Below are 16441 nucleotides of genomic sequence, written 5' to 3' on the forward strand. Positions count from 1 at the left end.
CGTCGTGTCTCAGGAAGGAACGGTGTCCTTCAGCTCCTGAACCGGCTCGGGCTTCTTGTGCGGGCTCAGACGGCCGTGTGCGGCCAGGATCCCGAGTACGACGAGCAGTGCGCCGACGGGCTGGTTCCACGCCAGGGGTTCGTCGAGGACCAGCACGCCGAGCAGGACGCCGACGACGGGTGTGAGGTAGGTCACTGCGGACGCGTTCGAAGCGCCCCACGCGGAGATGATCGCCGCGTTCCAGGCATAGGCGAGACCCGTGCCCAGGGCGCCGAGCGCGATCATGCTCAGCACGATCGGCGTGTCCAGGCGCACCGGGGTCGTCGCGATGAACGGCGCGAGCAGCAGCATCACCACGGCTCCGCAGCAGACCTGCCCGAGCGCGATGGTCGGCGCGTCGAGGTTCCGCCAGGAGATGAACCGCCGGACGTAGACGAACGAGATCCCATAACAGGTCGTCGCGCCCAGGCACGCCAGCTGCGCGGTCAGCTCGTGGGAGACGTCGATCCCTTGCCAGACCCCGACGATGGTGAGGACGCCGAGGAAACCGAGGGCCAGCCCGGTCGTGCGCGCCTTCGTGAAGCGTTCCGTCGGCAGGGCCGCGGCCGCGATGAGCATGGTGATCAGGGGCGTCGTCGCGTTGAAGATGCTGGCGAGTCCGGAGGAGATGTACTGCTCGGCCCACGAGAACAGCAGGAACGGGATGACGCACAAAAGCACCGAGACGACGGCGAGATGGCCCCAGATCGCCGGGTCCCGGGGGAGTGGCTTGCGGCGCCAGGCGGCGATGAGGATCAGCGCCACCGCGCCGAGGACGACCCGGGCGAGCGCGACCTGTGCCGGCGAAAGCCCGGTCAGGCCGATCTTGATGAACAGAAAACTCGCACCCCAGACGATCGCGAGTGCCGCGAACCGGATGGCGATTCCAAAACGTCCCACTTGTCCTTCTCTCGAGTCCCGCACGCTCCCGAGCACAGTCAAACGGGATTCCACTGTGTACTCCAGCGGTTTTCGGACGTTGTGTCCGAAGACTCCTGCGCGCCGTGGAGGCAAGGTCGTGTGCCACCCGGCCGCGAAACGCCGGTGAGAGATCGCGCCCGGCGTCCGTATAACGCCCTATACTGCGGAGCTGTGAGCGAATCCTCCGGGCGCCCGCGCGCGCCGATCACCGAAGCCGATGTCCTGGCGTGGCTGGAAACGACGGCCGCCGCCGTCCAGGCGGGGGAGGTGAGCGCCCCCGAGCTCATCGAGTTGCTGGGGGAGTTGCGGCGCGCCTCCGCGGCCTGCGCCGACGCGTCCGACTGGGCACTGCTCGCCGCCAGGGAAGAGGGCGCGAGCCTCCGCCAGATCGCGCCGGTGTTCGGGAAGGGATACGTTCGGGCCCCGGCGGCCCGCCTCGAAAAGCTCCACCGGCAGGCGCAGAACTCGAGCCAGTGGCTCGCGATCCTCCGTCACAAGAATGTATAACGACCTATACCGCTGGGCGGGAGAGGGGAAACGCTGGTGACGGACTCGGAAATCCGCACGGACGAAAGGATCGCCGTAGGCCTGGCGGCGCTCGGCAGGCCCGCGTACATCAACCTCGGCCGCGCCGACGCGCTTCCTCCCGGACGCGAGTTCGAGGCGATGCGCGCGGCGACCTACGACGTGCTGGACGACGCGTACCGTGCCGGCGTCCGCTGGATCGATGTCGCCCGTTCGTATGGTTCTTCCGAGGAGTTCCTGGCCGGCTGGCTCGCCGACCGCGCCCATCAGGACGTGACGGTGTCCAGCAAATGGGGTTACCGCTACGTCGGGGAGTGGCGGCTCGACGCCGAGGTGCACGAGGTCAAGGAGCACACCGCGCCGCGGCTCGCCGAGCAGTGGGTGGAAACCGTTGGCCTGCTGGGGAAAGCGGTGTCGCTCTACCAGGTCCACTCGCTCACTGTGGACAGTCCTTTGTTCACCGACGAGCGGCTCATCGGCGCGCTGGCCGAGCTCGCGGCCGAAGGTGTCCCGATCGGATTCTCGACCTCCGGTCCCGAGCAGGCCGACGCGGTTCGTCGCGCGTTCGAGCTGGAAGTGTCCGGAGTGCCGGTCTTCAGCGCCGTGCAATCGACGTGGAACCTGCTCGAACCTTCGGTCGGTCCCGCGCTCGCGGAGGCGCACGCGGCCGGGAAACGCGTGCTGGTCAAGGAAACGGTCGCGAACGGCAGGCTGGTCGTCGAGCCGCCGCCGTCGTTGGCGCGCATCGCGCGGGAGCACGAGGTCGGCCCGGACGCGGTCGCGATCGCGGCTGTGCTGGCGCGGGAGTGGCGGCCGGTCGCGGTCATCGGCCCGTCGAGCACCGGTCAGCTGGCGGAGAATCTCCTTGCCGTCAAGGCGAACCTGACCGGCGACGAGCTGGAAGAGCTGTCCGCGCTCGCCGAAGAACCGGTCGCCTACTGGCGGCACAGGTCCTGCCTCGGCTGGACCTGACGGGCTGGTCTAGTCTCGCGGCAAACGTCTGGCGGGACACCGGGGAGGCTTGAGGGTGCGTCATCGGCAGGTGCTCGCGGTGGCGACGGTCGCGCTGTTCGGTTTGTCGGGATGCGCCGACCGGCCCAACGACCTCGACACCTATTACGACGACCCCACCCCGACACCCACGGTCGAACCCGCGCAGCCTTCGGTGAAGCCGCAGGCCGCGCCGGTGCCGCAGACGTCGACCCCGGCTCCGGTCCCGGCCGCCGTCTCCGCGGCGTTGCTGACCGACGAGGACGTCGTGGAGGAAGAGGTCGTTCCGGGCGAGAGCAAGGTGTCCGGCTGTCTGACCGGTCTCACCCGCGGCACGAGCCGTTCGGCGACGTGGACGTACCCGAGCGGCTCGACCCTGGAGCACCAGGTCACCGAATACACCGACCGGGACGCGGCCGACGTCGCCCAGGCGGACTGTGAGGGCAAGAAACTCACGCTCACGAAGCAATCCGGCATCGAGAAGCAGCGTGCTTGGTGCGACGGCACGACGTGCACGGTGTTGCTCGCCAAGGGGAAGCTCGTCTCCGCGCTCAGCGTGACCGCCGGGACCGAGGCTCGGGCGACCGACGCGGCGAAGCGGCTGCTGCCGATCGTGGCGCAGCGTCTGCGTTCGGCCTAACGGGCCGCTTCCCGCCGGAACCACTCCAGCGCGCCCAGGCGTCCGTCCGGCACGAACGAGCTCTCCGGATCGTCGAGCCAGGAACGCAGTTCCTCCAGTGTCAGCCACCGTCCTTCGACCACTTCGGACGGCTGGTGGACGAAAGGGCCGTCCCAGCGTGCCTCGAAGGCGAAGTTGTGGCAGCGGATCGTGCCTTCGTCATAGACATGGGTGAAAAGCGGCCGCAGTTCCACTCCGTGAACGCCCAGTTCTTCAACCAGTTCACGGCGCGCGCACTCCTCCGGGGTCTCGCCCGCCGCGACGACACCGCCCGCCCAGCAGTCCCAAGTGGAGGGATAGACGTCCTTCGTGGGGGTGCGCAGGTGCACGTAGACGGAGTTTCCGTCACCCGAACGGACCAAGACCACGCCCGCCGCGTGCCACAGCCCTTCGGCCCGGACCCGGGCGCGGGTGGCCGCCCCCACGACGGTTCCGCCGAGGTCATAGAGCGCAACGAGTTCGTCACTGCCTGACATGGGGGGCATCGTCGCACGGCTCCGACCCCGTAGGGTGGTGGGTATGCGGCGGATCATGGGAACCGAAGTCGAGTACGGCATCGCGGTGCCGGGCGACGCGACGGCGAACCCGGTACTCACCTCGACCCAGGTCGTGCTCGCCTACGCGGCCGCGGCGGACATCCCGCGGGCCAGGCGGGCGCGATGGGACTACGAGGTGGAGTCGCCGTTGCGCGACGCCCGTGGTTTCGACCTGACCGGGCCGAGCGGCCCGGGGCACGACCCGGACGTCGAGGACCTCGGCGCGGCGAACGTGATCCTGACGAACGGCGCCCGGCTGTACGTCGACCACGCCCACCCTGAGTATTCGGCGCCCGAGGTGACGAACGCGCGCGACGCGGTCATCTGGGACAAGGCGGGCGAACGGGTGATGGAGGAGGCGGCTCGCAAGGCCGCCACCGTCCCCGGCCAGCCGCCGTTGCAGCTCTACAAGAACAACGTCGACGGCAAGGGCGCGAGCTACGGCACGCACGAGAACTACCTGATGCAGCGGTCGACGCCGTTCACCGCGGTGATCGCCGGGCTGACGCCGTTCTTCGCGTCGCGCCAGGTGATGACCGGTTCCGGCCGGGTCGGTGTCGGTCAGCAGAGCGAGGAAGCCGGTTTCCAGCTCTCGCAGCGTTCGGACTACATCGAGGTCGAGGTCGGCCTGGAGACGACGCTCAAGCGCGGGATCATCAACACCCGCGACGAGCCGCACGCCGACGCGGACAAGTACCGCCGCCTGCACGTCATCATCGGCGACGCGAACCTGGCCGAGTACTCGACGTACCTCAAGGTCGGCACGACCGCCTTGGTGCTGGACCTGATCGAGGCGGGTATCCGGTTCGACGACCTGAAGCTCGACGAGCCGGTGCGCGCGGTGCACCAGATCAGCCACGACCCGACGCTCAAGGCGAAGGTGTCGCTGGCGAACGGTCGGAAGTACACCGGGCTGGACCTGCAGTTCGCCTACCACGAGATCGCGTCGGCGAATCTGGAGCGCACCGGTGCTGACGAAGCGTCCAAGGAGGTCCTGCGGGTCTGGGGCGAGATCCTGGACGCGCTGGCGCGGGACCCCCAGGAATGCGCGGACAGGCTGGACTGGCCGGCGAAGCTGCGGTTGCTCGAGGGCTACCGCGCGCGGGACCAGCTGGCCTGGGGCGCGCCGCGGTTGCGGCTGGTCGACCTGCAGTACTCGGATGTCCGGTTGGACAAGGGCCTGTACAACAGGCTCGTCACCAGGGGCTCGATGAAACGCCTGGTGACCGAGGAGGAGGTGCTGGAGGCGGTCACGACGCCGCCTTCGGACACCAGGGCCTATTTCCGGGGCCGCACGCTGGAGAAGTACGCCAACTCCATCGCCGCGGCGTCGTGGGATTCGGTCATCTTCGACGTCGGCAGGGAATCGCTGGTGCGGATCCCGACGTTGGAGCCGTTGCGGGGCACTAAGGCCCACGTGGGGAAGTTGCTGGACGACTCCGCGACCGCCGAGGAACTGGTGGAAGCGCTCACCGGTTCGGACTAGCGGGAATTCCTTTCCTCAGGGTTAAGCGATCACGGATCCCACGGAATGTCGGGACCGCTGGGTAGGCTAGGAAACATCGGCCACACCGGGAGGCGAGATGGCTCAGGAAAAGATCGAAAAGCACGGCGGAGGCGACTCGGACGAAGAGTTCGAGGGCGGCGGTCCGGCGGGCCAGGAGCGACGCGAGAAGCTCGGTGAGGACGTCGACACGATCCTCGACGAGATCGACGACGTGCTCGAGGAGAACGCCGAGGACTTCGTCCGCGCGTACGTGCAAAAGGGCGGCGAGTAGTTCGTCTTCCGGCGGCCGGATGCGGCCGCTCGCGCAGAGCCGGCGGATCACACAGATGGGAACTTTGAGCACGTATGGAACACACCTCGGGTAAGTCGGCGCTGCCCGACGCTTACTTCACGTCGGGGACCTCGTCGTTCGCGGACTTCCTCCGGGCGCAGGCCCCTGAGCTGCTCCCGGAGCGGCGCGTCGCGGCCGGGGCGGCCGGGCTCGACGTGCCGCACGGTACGACGATCGTCGCGGTCAAGTTCGCCGGCGGTGTGCTGATCGCGGGTGACCGGCGGGCGACGTCGGGCAACCTGATCGCTTCGCGGGACATGGAGAAGGTGCACGTCACCGACGAGTACTCGGCGGTGGGCATCGCGGGTTCGGCCGGGCTGGCCATCGAGATGGTGCGGCTGTACGCGGTCGAACTGGCGCACTACGAGAAGATCGAGGGTGTTTCGCTCTCGCTCGACGGTAAGACGAACAAACTCGCCGGGCTGGTGAAGGCCAACCTGGAGATGGCGATGGCCGGGCTGGCCGTGCTGCCGCTGTTCGTCGGCTACGACCTCGACGCGGAAGACGCGAAGCACGCGGGCCGGATCGTGTCGTACGACCCGACGGGCGGACGATACGAGGAGAACGCCGGCTACCACGCCATCGGTTCGGGTTCGCTGTTCGCGAAGGGCTCGCTGAAGAAGCTGCACGATCCGGACGGGGACGTCGACGCCGCGATCCGGGTGGCGGTCGAGGCGCTGTACGACGCGGCGGACGACGACACGGCGACCGGCGGACCGGATCTGGTGCGCCGGATCTTCCCGACGATCGTGACGATCACCGCGGAGCAGGGTGCGGTGGCGTTGCCGCAGGAGCAGACGACCGCGGTGGCCGAGGCGATCGTCGCCGCACGTGCCGAGCGCGGGCGCTAGCCGTCTCCCTGATCCCTTTCCGATGAGAGCCAGAAAGAGCGGAGCACCACAGTGACGATGCCGTTGTACGCCTCTCCCGAGCAGCTGATGCGGGAGCGTTCCGAGATCGCGCGCAAGGGCATCGCGCGTGGCCGGAGCGTGGTCGTGCTCAAGTACCGCGGTGGCGTGCTGTTCGTGGCCGAGAACCCCTCGGCGACGTTGCACAAGGTGTCGGAGATCTACGACCGGATCGGTTTCGCGGCCGTGGGCCGCTACAGCGAGTTCGAGAACCTGCGGGTCGCCGGGATCCGGCACGCGGACCTGAAGGGCTACCAGTACGACCGGCGGGACGTCAGCGCGCGTGCGCTCGCGAACGCCTACGCCGCGTCGCTGGGCAGCATCTTCACCGAGCAGCTGAAGCCGTTCGAGGTGGAGATCTGCGTCGCCGAGGTCGGCGCGACCGCCGCCGAAGACCAGCTTTACCGGTTGACCTACGACGGTTCGATCTTCGACGAGCCGAAGTTCGTCGTGATGGGCGGGCAGGCCGACACGCTCACCACTAAGCTGAAGGAAAGCTATGAGGCGGACCTGGAACTGGGTGCGGCTCTCGGCGTCGCGGTGAAGGCGTTGCGCGACAACACCCCGACGCCCGCGAACGGCGACTCGGACCCGGTGAAGCTCGAGGTCGCCGTCCTGGAGCGGGAGCGGCGCGGCCGTAAGTTCCGGCGGGTCACCGGGGCGGCGCTGGACTCGCTGCTGCCGGCCGAGCCGGAGGAACCCGAGAAGGACGAAGTCGAAGGCGACAAGCCCGAAGGCGACTCCAAGAAGGACTGACGCTTTTCATCGTGAAGGCCCCCTTCCCCAGTGCGGGAAGGGGGCCTTCACGTACGTACACAAGGGACACCGAACGGCGCCGAGGAGAAAGTCGCCGGAGCGTTCGGTGCGGTGTCGTGAGTGTTTTGGGTCGTTAGAACGACCCGAAACACTCACGACTCAGGGTCAGGCTGGTTGGCGTGGCCGGACGGACGTCACACGTGACTGGACGGACGTCACACGTGACTGGACGGACGGCACGCGTGACTGGACGGACGGCACGCGTGACTGGACGGACGGCACGCGTGACTGGATGGACGTCACCGAGTGTCGTCCGTCTGATCACGGGCGTCGTCCGGCTGATCACATGTGCCGTCCACTCAGTCACGCGAAAGCACCGACCCGGCCCGGCTTGGTCGTGAGTGTTTTGGGTCGCTAGGGCCAACCGGGTCTCAGGTACCCACTGGGTTCTGGCTGCGGTGGGTCGTGGGTCCGGTCCGTGAAGGCCTCCTTCCCTACCCTGAAAGTAGGCAAGGAGGCCTTCACGGACTTATGGGTCGTCAACGTGCACCAGCAGCGCGGGTGGCCAGGGCGCCGCGCCGTAGCCGGTCAAGGGGCTCGTGAGTGGTGAGGACGGTTAGAACGACCCGAAACACTCACGACTCAGGGTCAGGCGGGACCGGTGCCCCACCACTGGCTGCGGCCACCGGCGATGAAGCTCCACAGCTGGAGCCGCGTGCCGTTGCTGGCCGAGTTGCCCTCGGCGGTCAGGTACCGGCCGCCGCTGGGGTTCTGGAACCGGACGTAGCCCTCGGGGTTGGTGGCGCCGCCCCACCACTGGTTCTTGGCACCGGGGATGTAGTCCCACAGCTGGACGATGGTGCCGTTGTTGTTGATGCTGTTGAGGTCGGCGTCCAGGTAGCGGCCGCTGGCCACGTTCTGGAAGCGCGAGAAGCCCTCGGGGTTGTCCGTGATGTAGAACGCCTGGTGGTCCGCGTCGAAGTTGCAGTCCCACAGCTGCATCTTGGTGCCGTTGCGGTTGATGGTGCCCAGGTCGGCGTCCCAGCACTTGTTCGAGTTCAGCCCGGACGGGATGAGGTACATGTCCGCGTCGGCCACGCCGTTGGCCTGCGTGCGCGCGCCGGTCGAGGTGCGCTTGACCGGGATGAGCTTCATGCCGTGCACGGTGACCGTCTTGAACCCGTCGCCGGTGGGCTGCGGGGCCGCGGTGGCCGCGGGCGCGGTGGCGAGCGTCAGGACACCGGCCGCGGCGGCGATGATTCCCGCCAGGCGCTTCATTTTCGTCATTTCTTCCCCTTTGTGGAAAGCGTTTTCTCCCAGTGGTTCCAGGGGAGGGTCGCAGGAGTCGTCGGGCCGCGACGAAGCGCGGCCTCTTGGGCCCTGCCGGTGATTCCCCCTCGTGAAGGATCCGCGTAAACCCCCGAGAAGCGGACCTTCCATGAACATCATTCAGGTCTGAACCACGGCCGTCGAGGAGATTTCCGGGAGCGGCAATAAGGCAGATCAGCCCTGTAACGGAATGGACCGGTACGCGATCACACGGCGACGACTCCGACCAAGGCGAGGTCCCCGTGCGTATCGAGCTGACGTTGCAGGATCTGACGCGCGTCCGGCTCGCGCCCGAAGCCGATCCCTTGGCCGAGCTGGCCTCCAGTCTGCAGATCCTGCAGCGGCGAGACGCCGGTTCGGCGTTGTTCAACCGATGGCGGCACCGGGTGTGGCCCGGGCTGGCCGAGTCGGCCTCGGTGCTGTTGTGGCTGTGCCGTCCGTCCACGCCCATCCCGGCGTTCCTCGTGCCGGAGAGGGACGAAAACGGTTTGGAGGCGGGGTTCGCGACGATCGGCCGGACCGATTCGGTCTGCCTGAAGTCCGCGCTGCGGGACGCCCCGGTGAACCGCGATCTGCCCGCTTGGGCGGCGAACCTGGCGGACGGTGACACGGCGGGCCTGCCGAAGCTGATCCAGCTGATGCAGGACTACTTCGAACTCGCGCTGGCGCCAGGATGGGAGCCGGCGCGGGCGCAGGTGGACGCCGACCGGGGGATGCGGGCGCAACTGTTGCTGCACGACGGGGTGGACGCGGTGCTGACGAGCCTGCGGCCGATGGTGCGCTGGTCGTCCCCGGTGCTGGAGGTGGGGGACGGGAGCGTCGGATCCTGCGGTGCGGGCGGCACGGGACTCGTGGTCTCGCCGACGTACTTCGCCGTATGCCCGGTGATCGTCCCGCCCTCGGGCGAGGCGCCGGTCAGGCTGCTGTACCCGTCGGTGCGGCAGGCCGCGCCCTCCACCGGGTACGGCCGTGACGTGCGAAGATCGCCGGACACCGCGCTGGCCGACCTGCTCGGGCCGACCCGGGCGGCGGCGCTGGCGGTCCTCGCCGTCGGGTGCAGCACGTCGGAACTGGCCGCGCGGCTCGGAGTGACCCCGTCGGCGGTCAGCAAACACGCCACGGTGCTGCGGCGCGCGGGGCTGATCACCACCGAACGCGACCGCAACGCCGTGCTGCACTCGCTGACGCCGCTGGGTAGCGCCCTGCTCGGCGGCTAGTTCCGGTAGATGGTGAGCGCGCTGGGCCGCGACCGGAAGCGGAAGTCGTTGCCGAGCGGGCCGACCTCGCCGTCGGTGGCGACGCGGCGGTTGCCGTTGAGCAGCCTGACGTGCAGTTCGGGGACGTCGATCTCCTGGTAGACGTGACTCGCGTTGAGGCTGTTCGTGATCGTGGCCAGGATGAACCGGGCCCGCGAGTACGGCAGGTCGGCGCGCAGGTAGCGGACGTCGAGGAGGCCGGTGTCGAGCGCCGGACGGTGCGAGGGCGCGAATCCCTTGGGCGCGTAGGTGCCGTTGCCGACGAACAGCAGCCAGATGCTGGTGTGCTTGCCGTTCAGGGTCACTTCGAGGGGCTTCGCGCGCCGAAGCGTTCGGGCCAGCGCGATCGCCGCGGACGGCCACTTCGGGTGCCGCTTCTGCAGCTTTTCCCGCACCCGCACCATTTCGGGATAGCCGCCGAGGCTGGCGGTGTTGACGAAGTAACGGTGGTCATCGTCGTCGTTGATCTCGACCTCGCCGAGGTCGACGCCGACCGCGTTGCCCGCCTCGGTCGCCGCGTCGGCGTCGGGCATCGAACGCATGCCGACGTCGCGCGCGAAGTGGTTGAGCGTGCCGGCCGGGATGAGCGCGAGCGGCAGGTCGTGGTCGGCCGCGACGGAGGCCACCGCGGCGACCGTCCCGTCCCCGCCTGCGACGCCGAGCGCGCGCACGGTGCCGCCGCGGGCGGTGATCTCGTCGACGAGCTGTTCGCGCAGGTCCCGCTTCGAGTCCGGGTACAGGATGGTGGCCTTGGGCCAGGCGAAGCGGGCCTCTTCGGTCGGGTCCTGGCCGTCGATCCCCGAGTGCGGGTTGACCAGGACGAGCATGTCCTCGCCATCGCGCATTTCGGGCGCTTCGGCGGTGTGCGCGGTGCGGCCGGGAACGTCGGGGTTCAGCGGCCACCAGTGCCTGGTGAGCAGGCCCGCGCCGACGCCGATGCTGATCCCCACGCCGACGTCACTGGGCCAGTGGACGCCGGTGTGGACACGGGAGTACGCGACGGCGGCGGCCAGCGGCACGAGCGCGGCGCCCGCCTTGGGCGATTCCATCGCGACGGCCGTGACGAAGGCGGCCGCCGACGCCGAGTGTCCGGATGGGAACGACGAGGACGTCGGACGCCGGACGAGGCGCCGGTGCATCGGCACTTCTTCGGCCGCGGGACGACGTCGGGGGAACAGCGGTTTGCCGATCAGGTTCGCGGCGGCGCTCGCGCCGGCGATGGCGGCCACGCCTCGTAGCGCGCCTCGGCGCGTCGGGCCCTTCTTGGTCGCGAGCAGGATCGCGACACACCACCAGAGCTTCGATTTATCCGCACTTTTGGAGAGCGAAGTGATCACGTCGTCGGCCCTGGTCCTCGGCAGCGCCGCGCTCTTCGCCATCAGTCGCCGGTCGGTCCGCCCGACCTTGCGGAAAGGGCGCTTGAGCTGCTTTAACACGGTTCCACCGCTTCCGGGTCGGGATGTCATGTGCGTGATACCCGATCGGGACTCTCCGCACACCTTTCACCGAACGCAACGTACCGACCGCGTGTCGACGCCCGAACGGCGCACCGTCAAGGGGGCCTCACCGCCTACTCTGGTGGGATGCAGCGGCGGATCTTTGGCATCGAGACCGAGTTCGGGGTCACGTGCACCTTTCATGGGCAACGCAGGCTCTCCCCGGACGAAGTGGCGCGTTACCTGTTTCGGCGTGTCGTGTCCTGGGGACGTTCGTCGAACGTCTTCCTGTCGAACGGCTCGCGGCTCTACCTCGACGTGGGTTCCCACCCCGAATACGCGACGGCGGAATGCGACGACCTGGTGCAGCTCGTCACGCATGACAAGGCGGGGGAGCGGATCCTCGAGGACCTCCTGGTGGACGCCGAGCGCCGCCTGGCGGACGAGGGCATCGGCGGGGACATCTTCCTCTTCAAGAACAACACCGACTCGGCGGGCAACTCGTACGGCTGTCACGAGAACTACCTGGTGACCCGCGCCGGGGAGTTCTCCCGGATCGCGGACGTGCTGTTGCCGTTCCTGGTGACCAGGCAGCTGATCTGCGGCGCGGGCAAGGTGCTGCAGACGCCGCGTGGCGCCGTGTACTGCCTGTCCCAGCGAGCGGAACACATCTGGGAAGGCGTCTCCAGCGCGACGACCCGTTCGCGCCCGATCATCAACACCCGCGACGAGCCGCACGCCGACGCCGAGCGTTACCGGCGCCTGCACGTGATCGTCGGCGACTCGAACATGGCCGAGCCGACGACCCTGCTGAAGGTCGGCTCGGCGAACCTGGTGCTGGAGATGATCGAAGCGGGCGTGCAGTTCCGCGACTTCACGCTGGACAACCCGATAAGGGCGATCCGCGAGATCAGCCACGACCTCACCGGCCGTCGCCAGGTGCGGCTCGCCGGCGGTCGTGAGGCGTCCGCGCTGGACATCCAGCGCGAGTACCACGCCCGCGCCGTCCAGCACGTCAAGGAGACCGGTTCGTCGCCGCAGTCCGAGCGCGTCGTCGAGCTGTGGGGCCGGGCGCTGGAGGCCGTCGAGCAGCAGGACTTCAGTAAGATCGACACCGAGATCGACTGGGCGATCAAGCACCGGCTGGTCGAGCGCTACCGCGCCAAGCACGACCTCGACCTGTCGAGCCCGCGGATCGCGCAGCTCGACCTGGCCTACCACGACATCCGGCGTGGCCGCGGCATCTTCGACCTGCTGCAGCGCAAGGGGCTGGTCCGCCGGGTGACCGACGACGGCGAGATCGAGGTCGCCAAGGACACCCCGCCGCAGACGACGCGGGCGAAGCTACGCGGTGACTTCATCGCCGCAGCGCAGGCCGCGGGCCGCGACTTCACCGTCGACTGGGTGCACCTGAAGCTGAACGACCAGGCGCAGCGGACCGTGCTGTGCAAGGACCCGTTCCGTTCGGTGGACGAACGCGTCGAACGGCTCATCTCCTCGCTCTGAAAGTTGCTCCGTGAAGGCCATCCCGCGGGACTCTAGGTCCCCTAGGGTGGCCTTCACGGATCTTCGAGGGAGAGGTACGCCGATGCGCCGTGCGTTGCTGGTCGTGCTGGGAGCGGTCGTCCCGCTGGCGCTCACCGGGGTGGCGCACGCCGCGCCCGAATGTCCCGACCCCGCCTGGACGGAGACCCCGACCGGTACGGACGCCCAGTTGCGCGGACTGTCCGCGGTAGACTCCCGCACAGCCTGGGTCAGTGGCAGCAAGGGCACGATCCTGCGTACCACCGACCGCGGTCGGACCTGGAAATCCGTCGCCCCGCCGGACACCGCGGACCTCGACTTCCGCGACATCGAGGCCTTCGACGCCGATCACGCCGTCGCCCTGTCCATCGGGCCCGGCGAAGCCTCCCGCATCTACCGCACGGACGACGGCGGCAAGAGCTGGCGACTGTCCTTCCGGAACAGTGATCCGGCCGCGTTCTACGACTGCGTCGCCTTCTTCGACCGCCACCGCGGCCTCGCGATGAGCGACCCGGTCGACGGCAAGTTCCGGTTGCAGTCCACTTCGGACGGCGGCCGCAGCTGGAAGCCCGTGCCCGCCGACGGCATGGTCCCCGCGCTGGAGGGCGAGTTCGGGTTCGCCGCGAGCGGCCAGTGCCTGACCACGTCCGGTCCGCGTGACGCGTGGATCGCGACGGGCGGCGGGGCCCGCGCCCGTGTCCTGCACTCCGGCGACGGCGGGAAGACCTGGGAAGCCGCCGACACTCCGCTGCCCAGCGGCGCCTCGGCCGGCGTCTTCTCGGTGACGTTCCGGGATCCGCGCCACGGCGTCGCCATCGGCGGGGATTACGCGGCCCCGAACGCGCCCGGCCCGGCGGTCGCGCTCAGCGCGGACAAGGGGCGGACCTGGCGGACGCCGTCGGAAGCACCTGTCGGCTACCGGTCCGGCCTGGCGTGGCTGGGCAACACGATCATCGCCGTCGGACCCGGCGGGAGCGATCTGAGCCCGGACGGCGGACGGCACTGGGAGGCGTTCGACACCGGCTCGCTGGACTCGGTCGACTGTGCCCGTGGCGCGTGCTGGGCGAGCGGCGCGAAGGGCAGGGCCGCCCGGCTCGGCGGGGTTGCTTGAGCGGAAGGTGAACGTGCTGTGGTCGGTGGCTCGTCCTGGGACGCCTAGGTCCACGAAGGGTGGTGCGAAAGCCACTTTCGCAACGTCGTCCCCTGGCGGACAGCGCACTGTTGCTGTCGAGTCCCCAGAGCCGGTTTAAGCTCGAAAGACCATGACCGCAAACGCCGAAGCCGCACCGGACACCACCGAGTATCTGGTCGAAGTATTGAAGGCGCTCGCCAATCCGGTCCGGTTGCAGGTACTGGGGTGGCTGCGCGAGCCGGACCGGCACTTCTCGCCGGAGAAGGCGATCGCCGATCAGAACGAGGTCGGCGTCTGCGTGAGCCACCTCCAGGAGAAGCTGGGGCTCGCGCAATCGACGGTGTCCGCGTACATGGCGTTGCTGCAGCGCGCCGGGCTGGTGAAGTCCACGCGGGTGGGGAAGTGGACCCACTACCGGCGTGACGAGCAGCGGATCGCGCAGCTCGTCGACCTGCTGGGACGTTCGATCTGAGCCTCCCCGGGAATAACATATCGAGAATCTGCGATACTTCGATATGTTGGACTCGAAGCGAGGAGAAACGAATGGAACTGGGGCGGTTCGGAGTCTGGACGTTCGACTTCGAGGAGCAGCCGGCGGGCATGCTGCGGGATTCGGTCCGGGAACTGGAAGAGCTCGGCTGGCCGGCGATCTGGATCCCGGAACGGGACGGTCGTGAGGCGCTGACCCACGCCGGCTTCCTGCTCTCGGCCACCGAGCGCATCGCCGTCGTCAACGGGATCGCGCGGATCGGCTCCCGTGGGGCGCGCTGGACTCGCGGGGCGGCGCTCTTGCTGGCCGACGCGTATCCGGGCCGGCATGTCCTCGGGCTCGGGTTCGGCGGCGCGCGATCCGGCGTCAAGCCGTTGCGGGCGATGAACGACTATCTCGACGAACTCGACACGGTCACCAGCGCCAATCCGTTGCCCGTCGCACCGATGAGGCGGCTGCTCGCGGCGTACGGACCGAAGATGCTCGAACTCGCCCGCGACCGGTCCGAGGGGGCGCACACCTATCACGTGACCGTGTCGCATACCGCCCAGGCGAGAGAAACGCTGGGGGACAAGGCGTTCCTCGGCGTCGAGCACGCGGTGCTGTTCGAAACGGACGCCGCCAAGGCGCGCGAGACCGCCCGCGAGCATCTCCACGCGTACCTCACGTCGAAGTACAACGTCGCCAAGTTCCTGCGGCTCGGCTACACGGAGGCCGACATCGACGGCGGCCGCGGCAGCGACCGGCTCGTCGACGATCTCGTGTTCTGGGGCGACATCGACACGATCACGGCGAAACTGCACGGCCATCTCGACGCCGGCGCCGACCATGTCGGGATCCAGGTGATCGGCGTCGAACCCGGCCGGTCGGCCATGCCGCACTGGCGGCGGCTGGTCGAAGCGCTGCTGCCCCGGTCTGCCGCGATCCGCTAGCGGAGCTGACCGGTCGGCCGGACCACGATCTCGTTGACGTCGACCGAGGGCGGCTGCTCCAGCGCGTAGAGCACCGCCCTCGCGATGTCGTCGGGTTCGAGCTTCGGCTTGGACTTCGAGTCCTCGGGGATCATCGAGGTGTCGACCAGGCCCGGCTGCACCACGGTGACCCGGACGCCGGTGCCGACGGCCTCCTCGCGGATGGAGCCGGCGAGACCGGTCACCGCCCATTTCGTCGCCGAGTAGAGGTTGCCGGGCCGGTGATAGCGCCCGGCCACCGAGCCGGTCAGCACGAGATGCCCCTTCGACTCCGCCAGCGACGGCAAGGTGGCGCGTGCGGTGAGCGCGGTCCCGTACACGTTGGTCAGCACCATGTCCCGCCACTGCTCGGGTTCGGCCCCGCCGTCGCCGAAGAACGAGACCACGACGCTCTGTCCCGCGTTGGCGAACACGGCGTCCAGTCGTCCGAAGGTCTTCTTCACCGTCCCGACGGCGGAGGACAGCGAACCCCAGTCGGTCACGTCCACCGCGAGCGCGAGGGCGCGATCCTCGCCGAACTCGGAAACGAGGGGGAGCAGCGATTCGCGGTCGCGGGAGAGCAACGCCAGGCGGTAGCCGGCGGCCGCGGCCCGGCGGGCGGTGGCCTCGCCGAGCCCGCGGGAGGCGCCGGTGATCAGCAGTACTCGATCGTTCATGCCTCCAAGCTAGGCGGTGTGTAGCCGTCCCACTCCGGGACCGGTTCATCGCTGAGCGCCGCGCCGAGCCGGTCGAGGTAGAAATGCCAGCCCTTGGCGATGTCCGAGGTGTCCCAGTCGGGCTTGGGCATCCGGTGCACGAAGTCGAGCACCGTTCCCGACCCCTGTGGCGTCAGGGTGAGCTCCACCCGCCAGGTGGTCGGCTCGCTGGGGTTCTCCAGATCCATGACCAGCCGTTTCGGCGGATCGCATTCGCGGATGACGCCGGGCGCCGGTTCGGAACCCTCCTCCGCGGTCATCAAGAGCATGATCGTGTTGCCGACGCCGGGCTCACCCGTCCACGTGCCGATCCAGCGGGCCGTGCGGTCGGACTCGGTGAGCGCCGACCAGACGTCGTCGATCGGGTCCGGGTACTCGCGCCGGAGTTCGATCAGGGTCTCTTCGCTGTCCATGGT

The 16441-nt window shown here is 68.8% G+C and carries 18 protein-coding genes; 12 read left to right on the forward strand and 6 right to left on the reverse strand.

All coding sequences use genetic code 11. The features are described from left to right. Nucleotides 1-9 precede the first annotated feature (9 nt). Entirely contained in the window at nucleotides 10-939 is a 930-nt protein-coding gene (locus tag H5J31_RS10425; protein ID WP_181772297.1) for a DMT family transporter, read from the reverse strand. Nucleotides 940-1131: 192 nt separating this feature from the next. Here H5J31_RS10425 and H5J31_RS10430 point away from each other — a divergent pair, with 192 nt between their 5' ends. Genes H5J31_RS10430 through H5J31_RS10440 form a run of 3 tightly spaced genes read left to right on the forward strand, consistent with a single transcriptional unit; the run spans nucleotide 1132 to nucleotide 3115 of the window. Further along, nucleotides 1132-1467, forward strand: a complete 336-nt coding sequence (locus H5J31_RS10430) for a hypothetical protein (RefSeq protein ID WP_181772298.1) — start codon at nucleotides 1132-1134, stop codon at nucleotides 1465-1467. Nucleotides 1468-1503: 36 nt separating this feature from the next. Continuing rightward, nucleotides 1504-2457: an aldo/keto reductase gene (locus tag H5J31_RS10435; RefSeq protein WP_181772299.1), complete on the forward strand. Its 954-nt coding sequence runs from the start codon at nucleotides 1504-1506 to the stop codon at nucleotides 2455-2457. Nucleotides 2458-2512: 55 nt separating this feature from the next. Then, nucleotides 2513-3115, forward strand: coding sequence for a hypothetical protein (locus tag H5J31_RS10440; protein ID WP_181772300.1), 603 nt, complete (start codon nucleotides 2513-2515; stop codon nucleotides 3113-3115). Here H5J31_RS10440 and H5J31_RS10445 read toward each other — a convergent pair. Next, nucleotides 3112-3630, reverse strand: coding sequence for an NUDIX hydrolase (locus H5J31_RS10445; protein ID WP_181772301.1), 519 nt, complete (start codon nucleotides 3628-3630; stop codon nucleotides 3112-3114). The two genes, H5J31_RS10440 and H5J31_RS10445, sit on opposite strands and share 4 nt — an antisense overlap. 43 nt (nucleotides 3631-3673) lie before the next feature. Here H5J31_RS10445 and dop point away from each other — a divergent pair, with 43 nt between their 5' ends. The 4 genes from dop (at nucleotide 3674) to prcA (ending at nucleotide 7192) form a co-directional block, all read left to right on the forward strand. Continuing rightward, entirely contained in the window at nucleotides 3674-5176 is a 1503-nt protein-coding gene (dop, locus tag H5J31_RS10450) for a depupylase/deamidase Dop (protein WP_181772302.1), read from the forward strand. A 97-nt stretch (nucleotides 5177-5273) separates the two neighbouring features. Next, nucleotides 5274-5468 (forward strand): ubiquitin-like protein Pup, encoded by a 195-nt coding sequence (locus H5J31_RS10455; RefSeq protein WP_005150863.1) that lies wholly within the window; start codon nucleotides 5274-5276, stop codon nucleotides 5466-5468. A gap of 74 nt (nucleotides 5469-5542) precedes the next feature. Next, on the forward strand, nucleotides 5543-6379 hold the full coding sequence (gene prcB / locus H5J31_RS10460; protein ID WP_181772303.1) for a proteasome subunit beta: 837 nt from the start codon (nucleotides 5543-5545) through the stop codon (nucleotides 6377-6379). 51 nt (nucleotides 6380-6430) lie between these two features. Then, entirely contained in the window at nucleotides 6431-7192 is a 762-nt protein-coding gene (gene prcA / locus H5J31_RS10465; RefSeq protein ID WP_181772304.1) for a proteasome subunit alpha, read from the forward strand. Between the two features lie 648 nt (nucleotides 7193-7840). On the opposite strand, the gene H5J31_RS10470 is transcribed toward prcA, so the two are convergent. Then, entirely contained in the window at nucleotides 7841-8479 is a 639-nt protein-coding gene (locus H5J31_RS10470) for an RICIN domain-containing protein (RefSeq protein WP_181772305.1), read from the reverse strand. Between the two features lie 284 nt (nucleotides 8480-8763). On the opposite strand from H5J31_RS10470, the gene H5J31_RS10475 reads away from it, so the two are divergent. Beyond that, nucleotides 8764-9738: an ArsR/SmtB family transcription factor gene (locus H5J31_RS10475; protein WP_181772306.1), complete on the forward strand. Its 975-nt coding sequence runs from the start codon at nucleotides 8764-8766 to the stop codon at nucleotides 9736-9738. Here the strand turns inward: H5J31_RS10475 and H5J31_RS10480 are convergent. Continuing rightward, on the reverse strand, nucleotides 9735-11213 hold the full coding sequence (locus tag H5J31_RS10480) for a bifunctional phosphatase PAP2/diacylglycerol kinase family protein (RefSeq protein ID WP_181772307.1): 1479 nt from the start codon (nucleotides 11211-11213) through the stop codon (nucleotides 9735-9737). The two genes, H5J31_RS10475 and H5J31_RS10480, sit on opposite strands and share 4 nt — an antisense overlap. Nucleotides 11214-11360: 147 nt before the next feature. On the opposite strand from H5J31_RS10480, the gene pafA reads away from it, so the two are divergent. The 4 genes from pafA to H5J31_RS10500 all read left to right on the forward strand — a co-directional run bounded on the left by pafA (nucleotide 11361) and on the right by H5J31_RS10500 (nucleotide 15291). Then, the gene (pafA, locus tag H5J31_RS10485; RefSeq protein ID WP_181772308.1) at nucleotides 11361-12719 is read left to right on the forward strand and encodes a Pup--protein ligase; all 1359 of its coding nucleotides are present in this window, start codon (nucleotides 11361-11363) and stop codon (nucleotides 12717-12719) included. A gap of 82 nt (nucleotides 12720-12801) precedes the next feature. Continuing rightward, the gene (locus tag H5J31_RS10490) at nucleotides 12802-13848 is read left to right on the forward strand and encodes a WD40/YVTN/BNR-like repeat-containing protein (protein WP_181772309.1); all 1047 of its coding nucleotides are present in this window, start codon (nucleotides 12802-12804) and stop codon (nucleotides 13846-13848) included. A 151-nt stretch (nucleotides 13849-13999) separates the two neighbouring features. Further along, on the forward strand, nucleotides 14000-14341 hold the full coding sequence (locus H5J31_RS10495; protein WP_181772310.1) for an ArsR/SmtB family transcription factor: 342 nt from the start codon (nucleotides 14000-14002) through the stop codon (nucleotides 14339-14341). A gap of 71 nt (nucleotides 14342-14412) precedes the next feature. Next, a complete protein-coding gene (locus H5J31_RS10500) occupies nucleotides 14413-15291 on the forward strand; it encodes a TIGR03620 family F420-dependent LLM class oxidoreductase (RefSeq protein WP_181772311.1) in 879 nt (292 codons plus the stop codon). Here H5J31_RS10500 and H5J31_RS10505 read toward each other — a convergent pair. Continuing rightward, entirely contained in the window at nucleotides 15288-15986 is a 699-nt protein-coding gene (locus tag H5J31_RS10505) for an SDR family oxidoreductase (protein ID WP_181772312.1), read from the reverse strand. The two genes, H5J31_RS10500 and H5J31_RS10505, sit on opposite strands and share 4 nt — an antisense overlap. Next, nucleotides 15983-16438, reverse strand: a complete 456-nt coding sequence (locus H5J31_RS10510) for an SRPBCC family protein (RefSeq protein ID WP_181772313.1) — start codon at nucleotides 16436-16438, stop codon at nucleotides 15983-15985. Before H5J31_RS10510 ends, H5J31_RS10505 begins: the two co-directional genes overlap by 4 nt. Nucleotides 16439-16441 lie beyond the last annotated feature (3 nt).

It is taken from the genome of Amycolatopsis pittospori (assembly GCF_013870525.1).
In the GTDB taxonomy this organism is placed as follows: domain Bacteria; phylum Actinomycetota; class Actinomycetes; order Mycobacteriales; family Pseudonocardiaceae; genus Amycolatopsis; species Amycolatopsis pittospori.

Coding starts and splice junctions, on each gene's coding strand:
- H5J31_RS10445 (WP_181772301.1), bottom strand. CDS start 3,630: ATGTCAGGCAGTGACGAACTCGTTGCGCTCTATGACCTCGGCGGAACC.
- dop (WP_181772302.1), top strand. CDS start 3,674: ATGCGGCGGATCATGGGAACCGAAGTCGAGTACGGCATCGCGGTGCCG.
- H5J31_RS10455 (WP_005150863.1), top strand. CDS start 5,274: ATGGCTCAGGAAAAGATCGAAAAGCACGGCGGAGGCGACTCGGACGAA.
- prcB (WP_181772303.1), top strand. CDS start 5,543: ATGGAACACACCTCGGGTAAGTCGGCGCTGCCCGACGCTTACTTCACG.
- H5J31_RS10470 (WP_181772305.1), bottom strand. CDS start 8,479: ATGACGAAAATGAAGCGCCTGGCGGGAATCATCGCCGCCGCGGCCGGT.
- pafA (WP_181772308.1), top strand. CDS start 11,361: ATGCAGCGGCGGATCTTTGGCATCGAGACCGAGTTCGGGGTCACGTGC.
- H5J31_RS10490 (WP_181772309.1), top strand. CDS start 12,802: ATGCGCCGTGCGTTGCTGGTCGTGCTGGGAGCGGTCGTCCCGCTGGCG.
- H5J31_RS10495 (WP_181772310.1), top strand. CDS start 14,000: ATGACCGCAAACGCCGAAGCCGCACCGGACACCACCGAGTATCTGGTC.
- H5J31_RS10500 (WP_181772311.1), top strand. CDS start 14,413: ATGGAACTGGGGCGGTTCGGAGTCTGGACGTTCGACTTCGAGGAGCAG.
- H5J31_RS10505 (WP_181772312.1), bottom strand. CDS start 15,986: ATGAACGATCGAGTACTGCTGATCACCGGCGCCTCCCGCGGGCTCGGC.
- H5J31_RS10510 (WP_181772313.1), bottom strand. CDS start 16,438: ATGGACAGCGAAGAGACCCTGATCGAACTCCGGCGCGAGTACCCGGAC.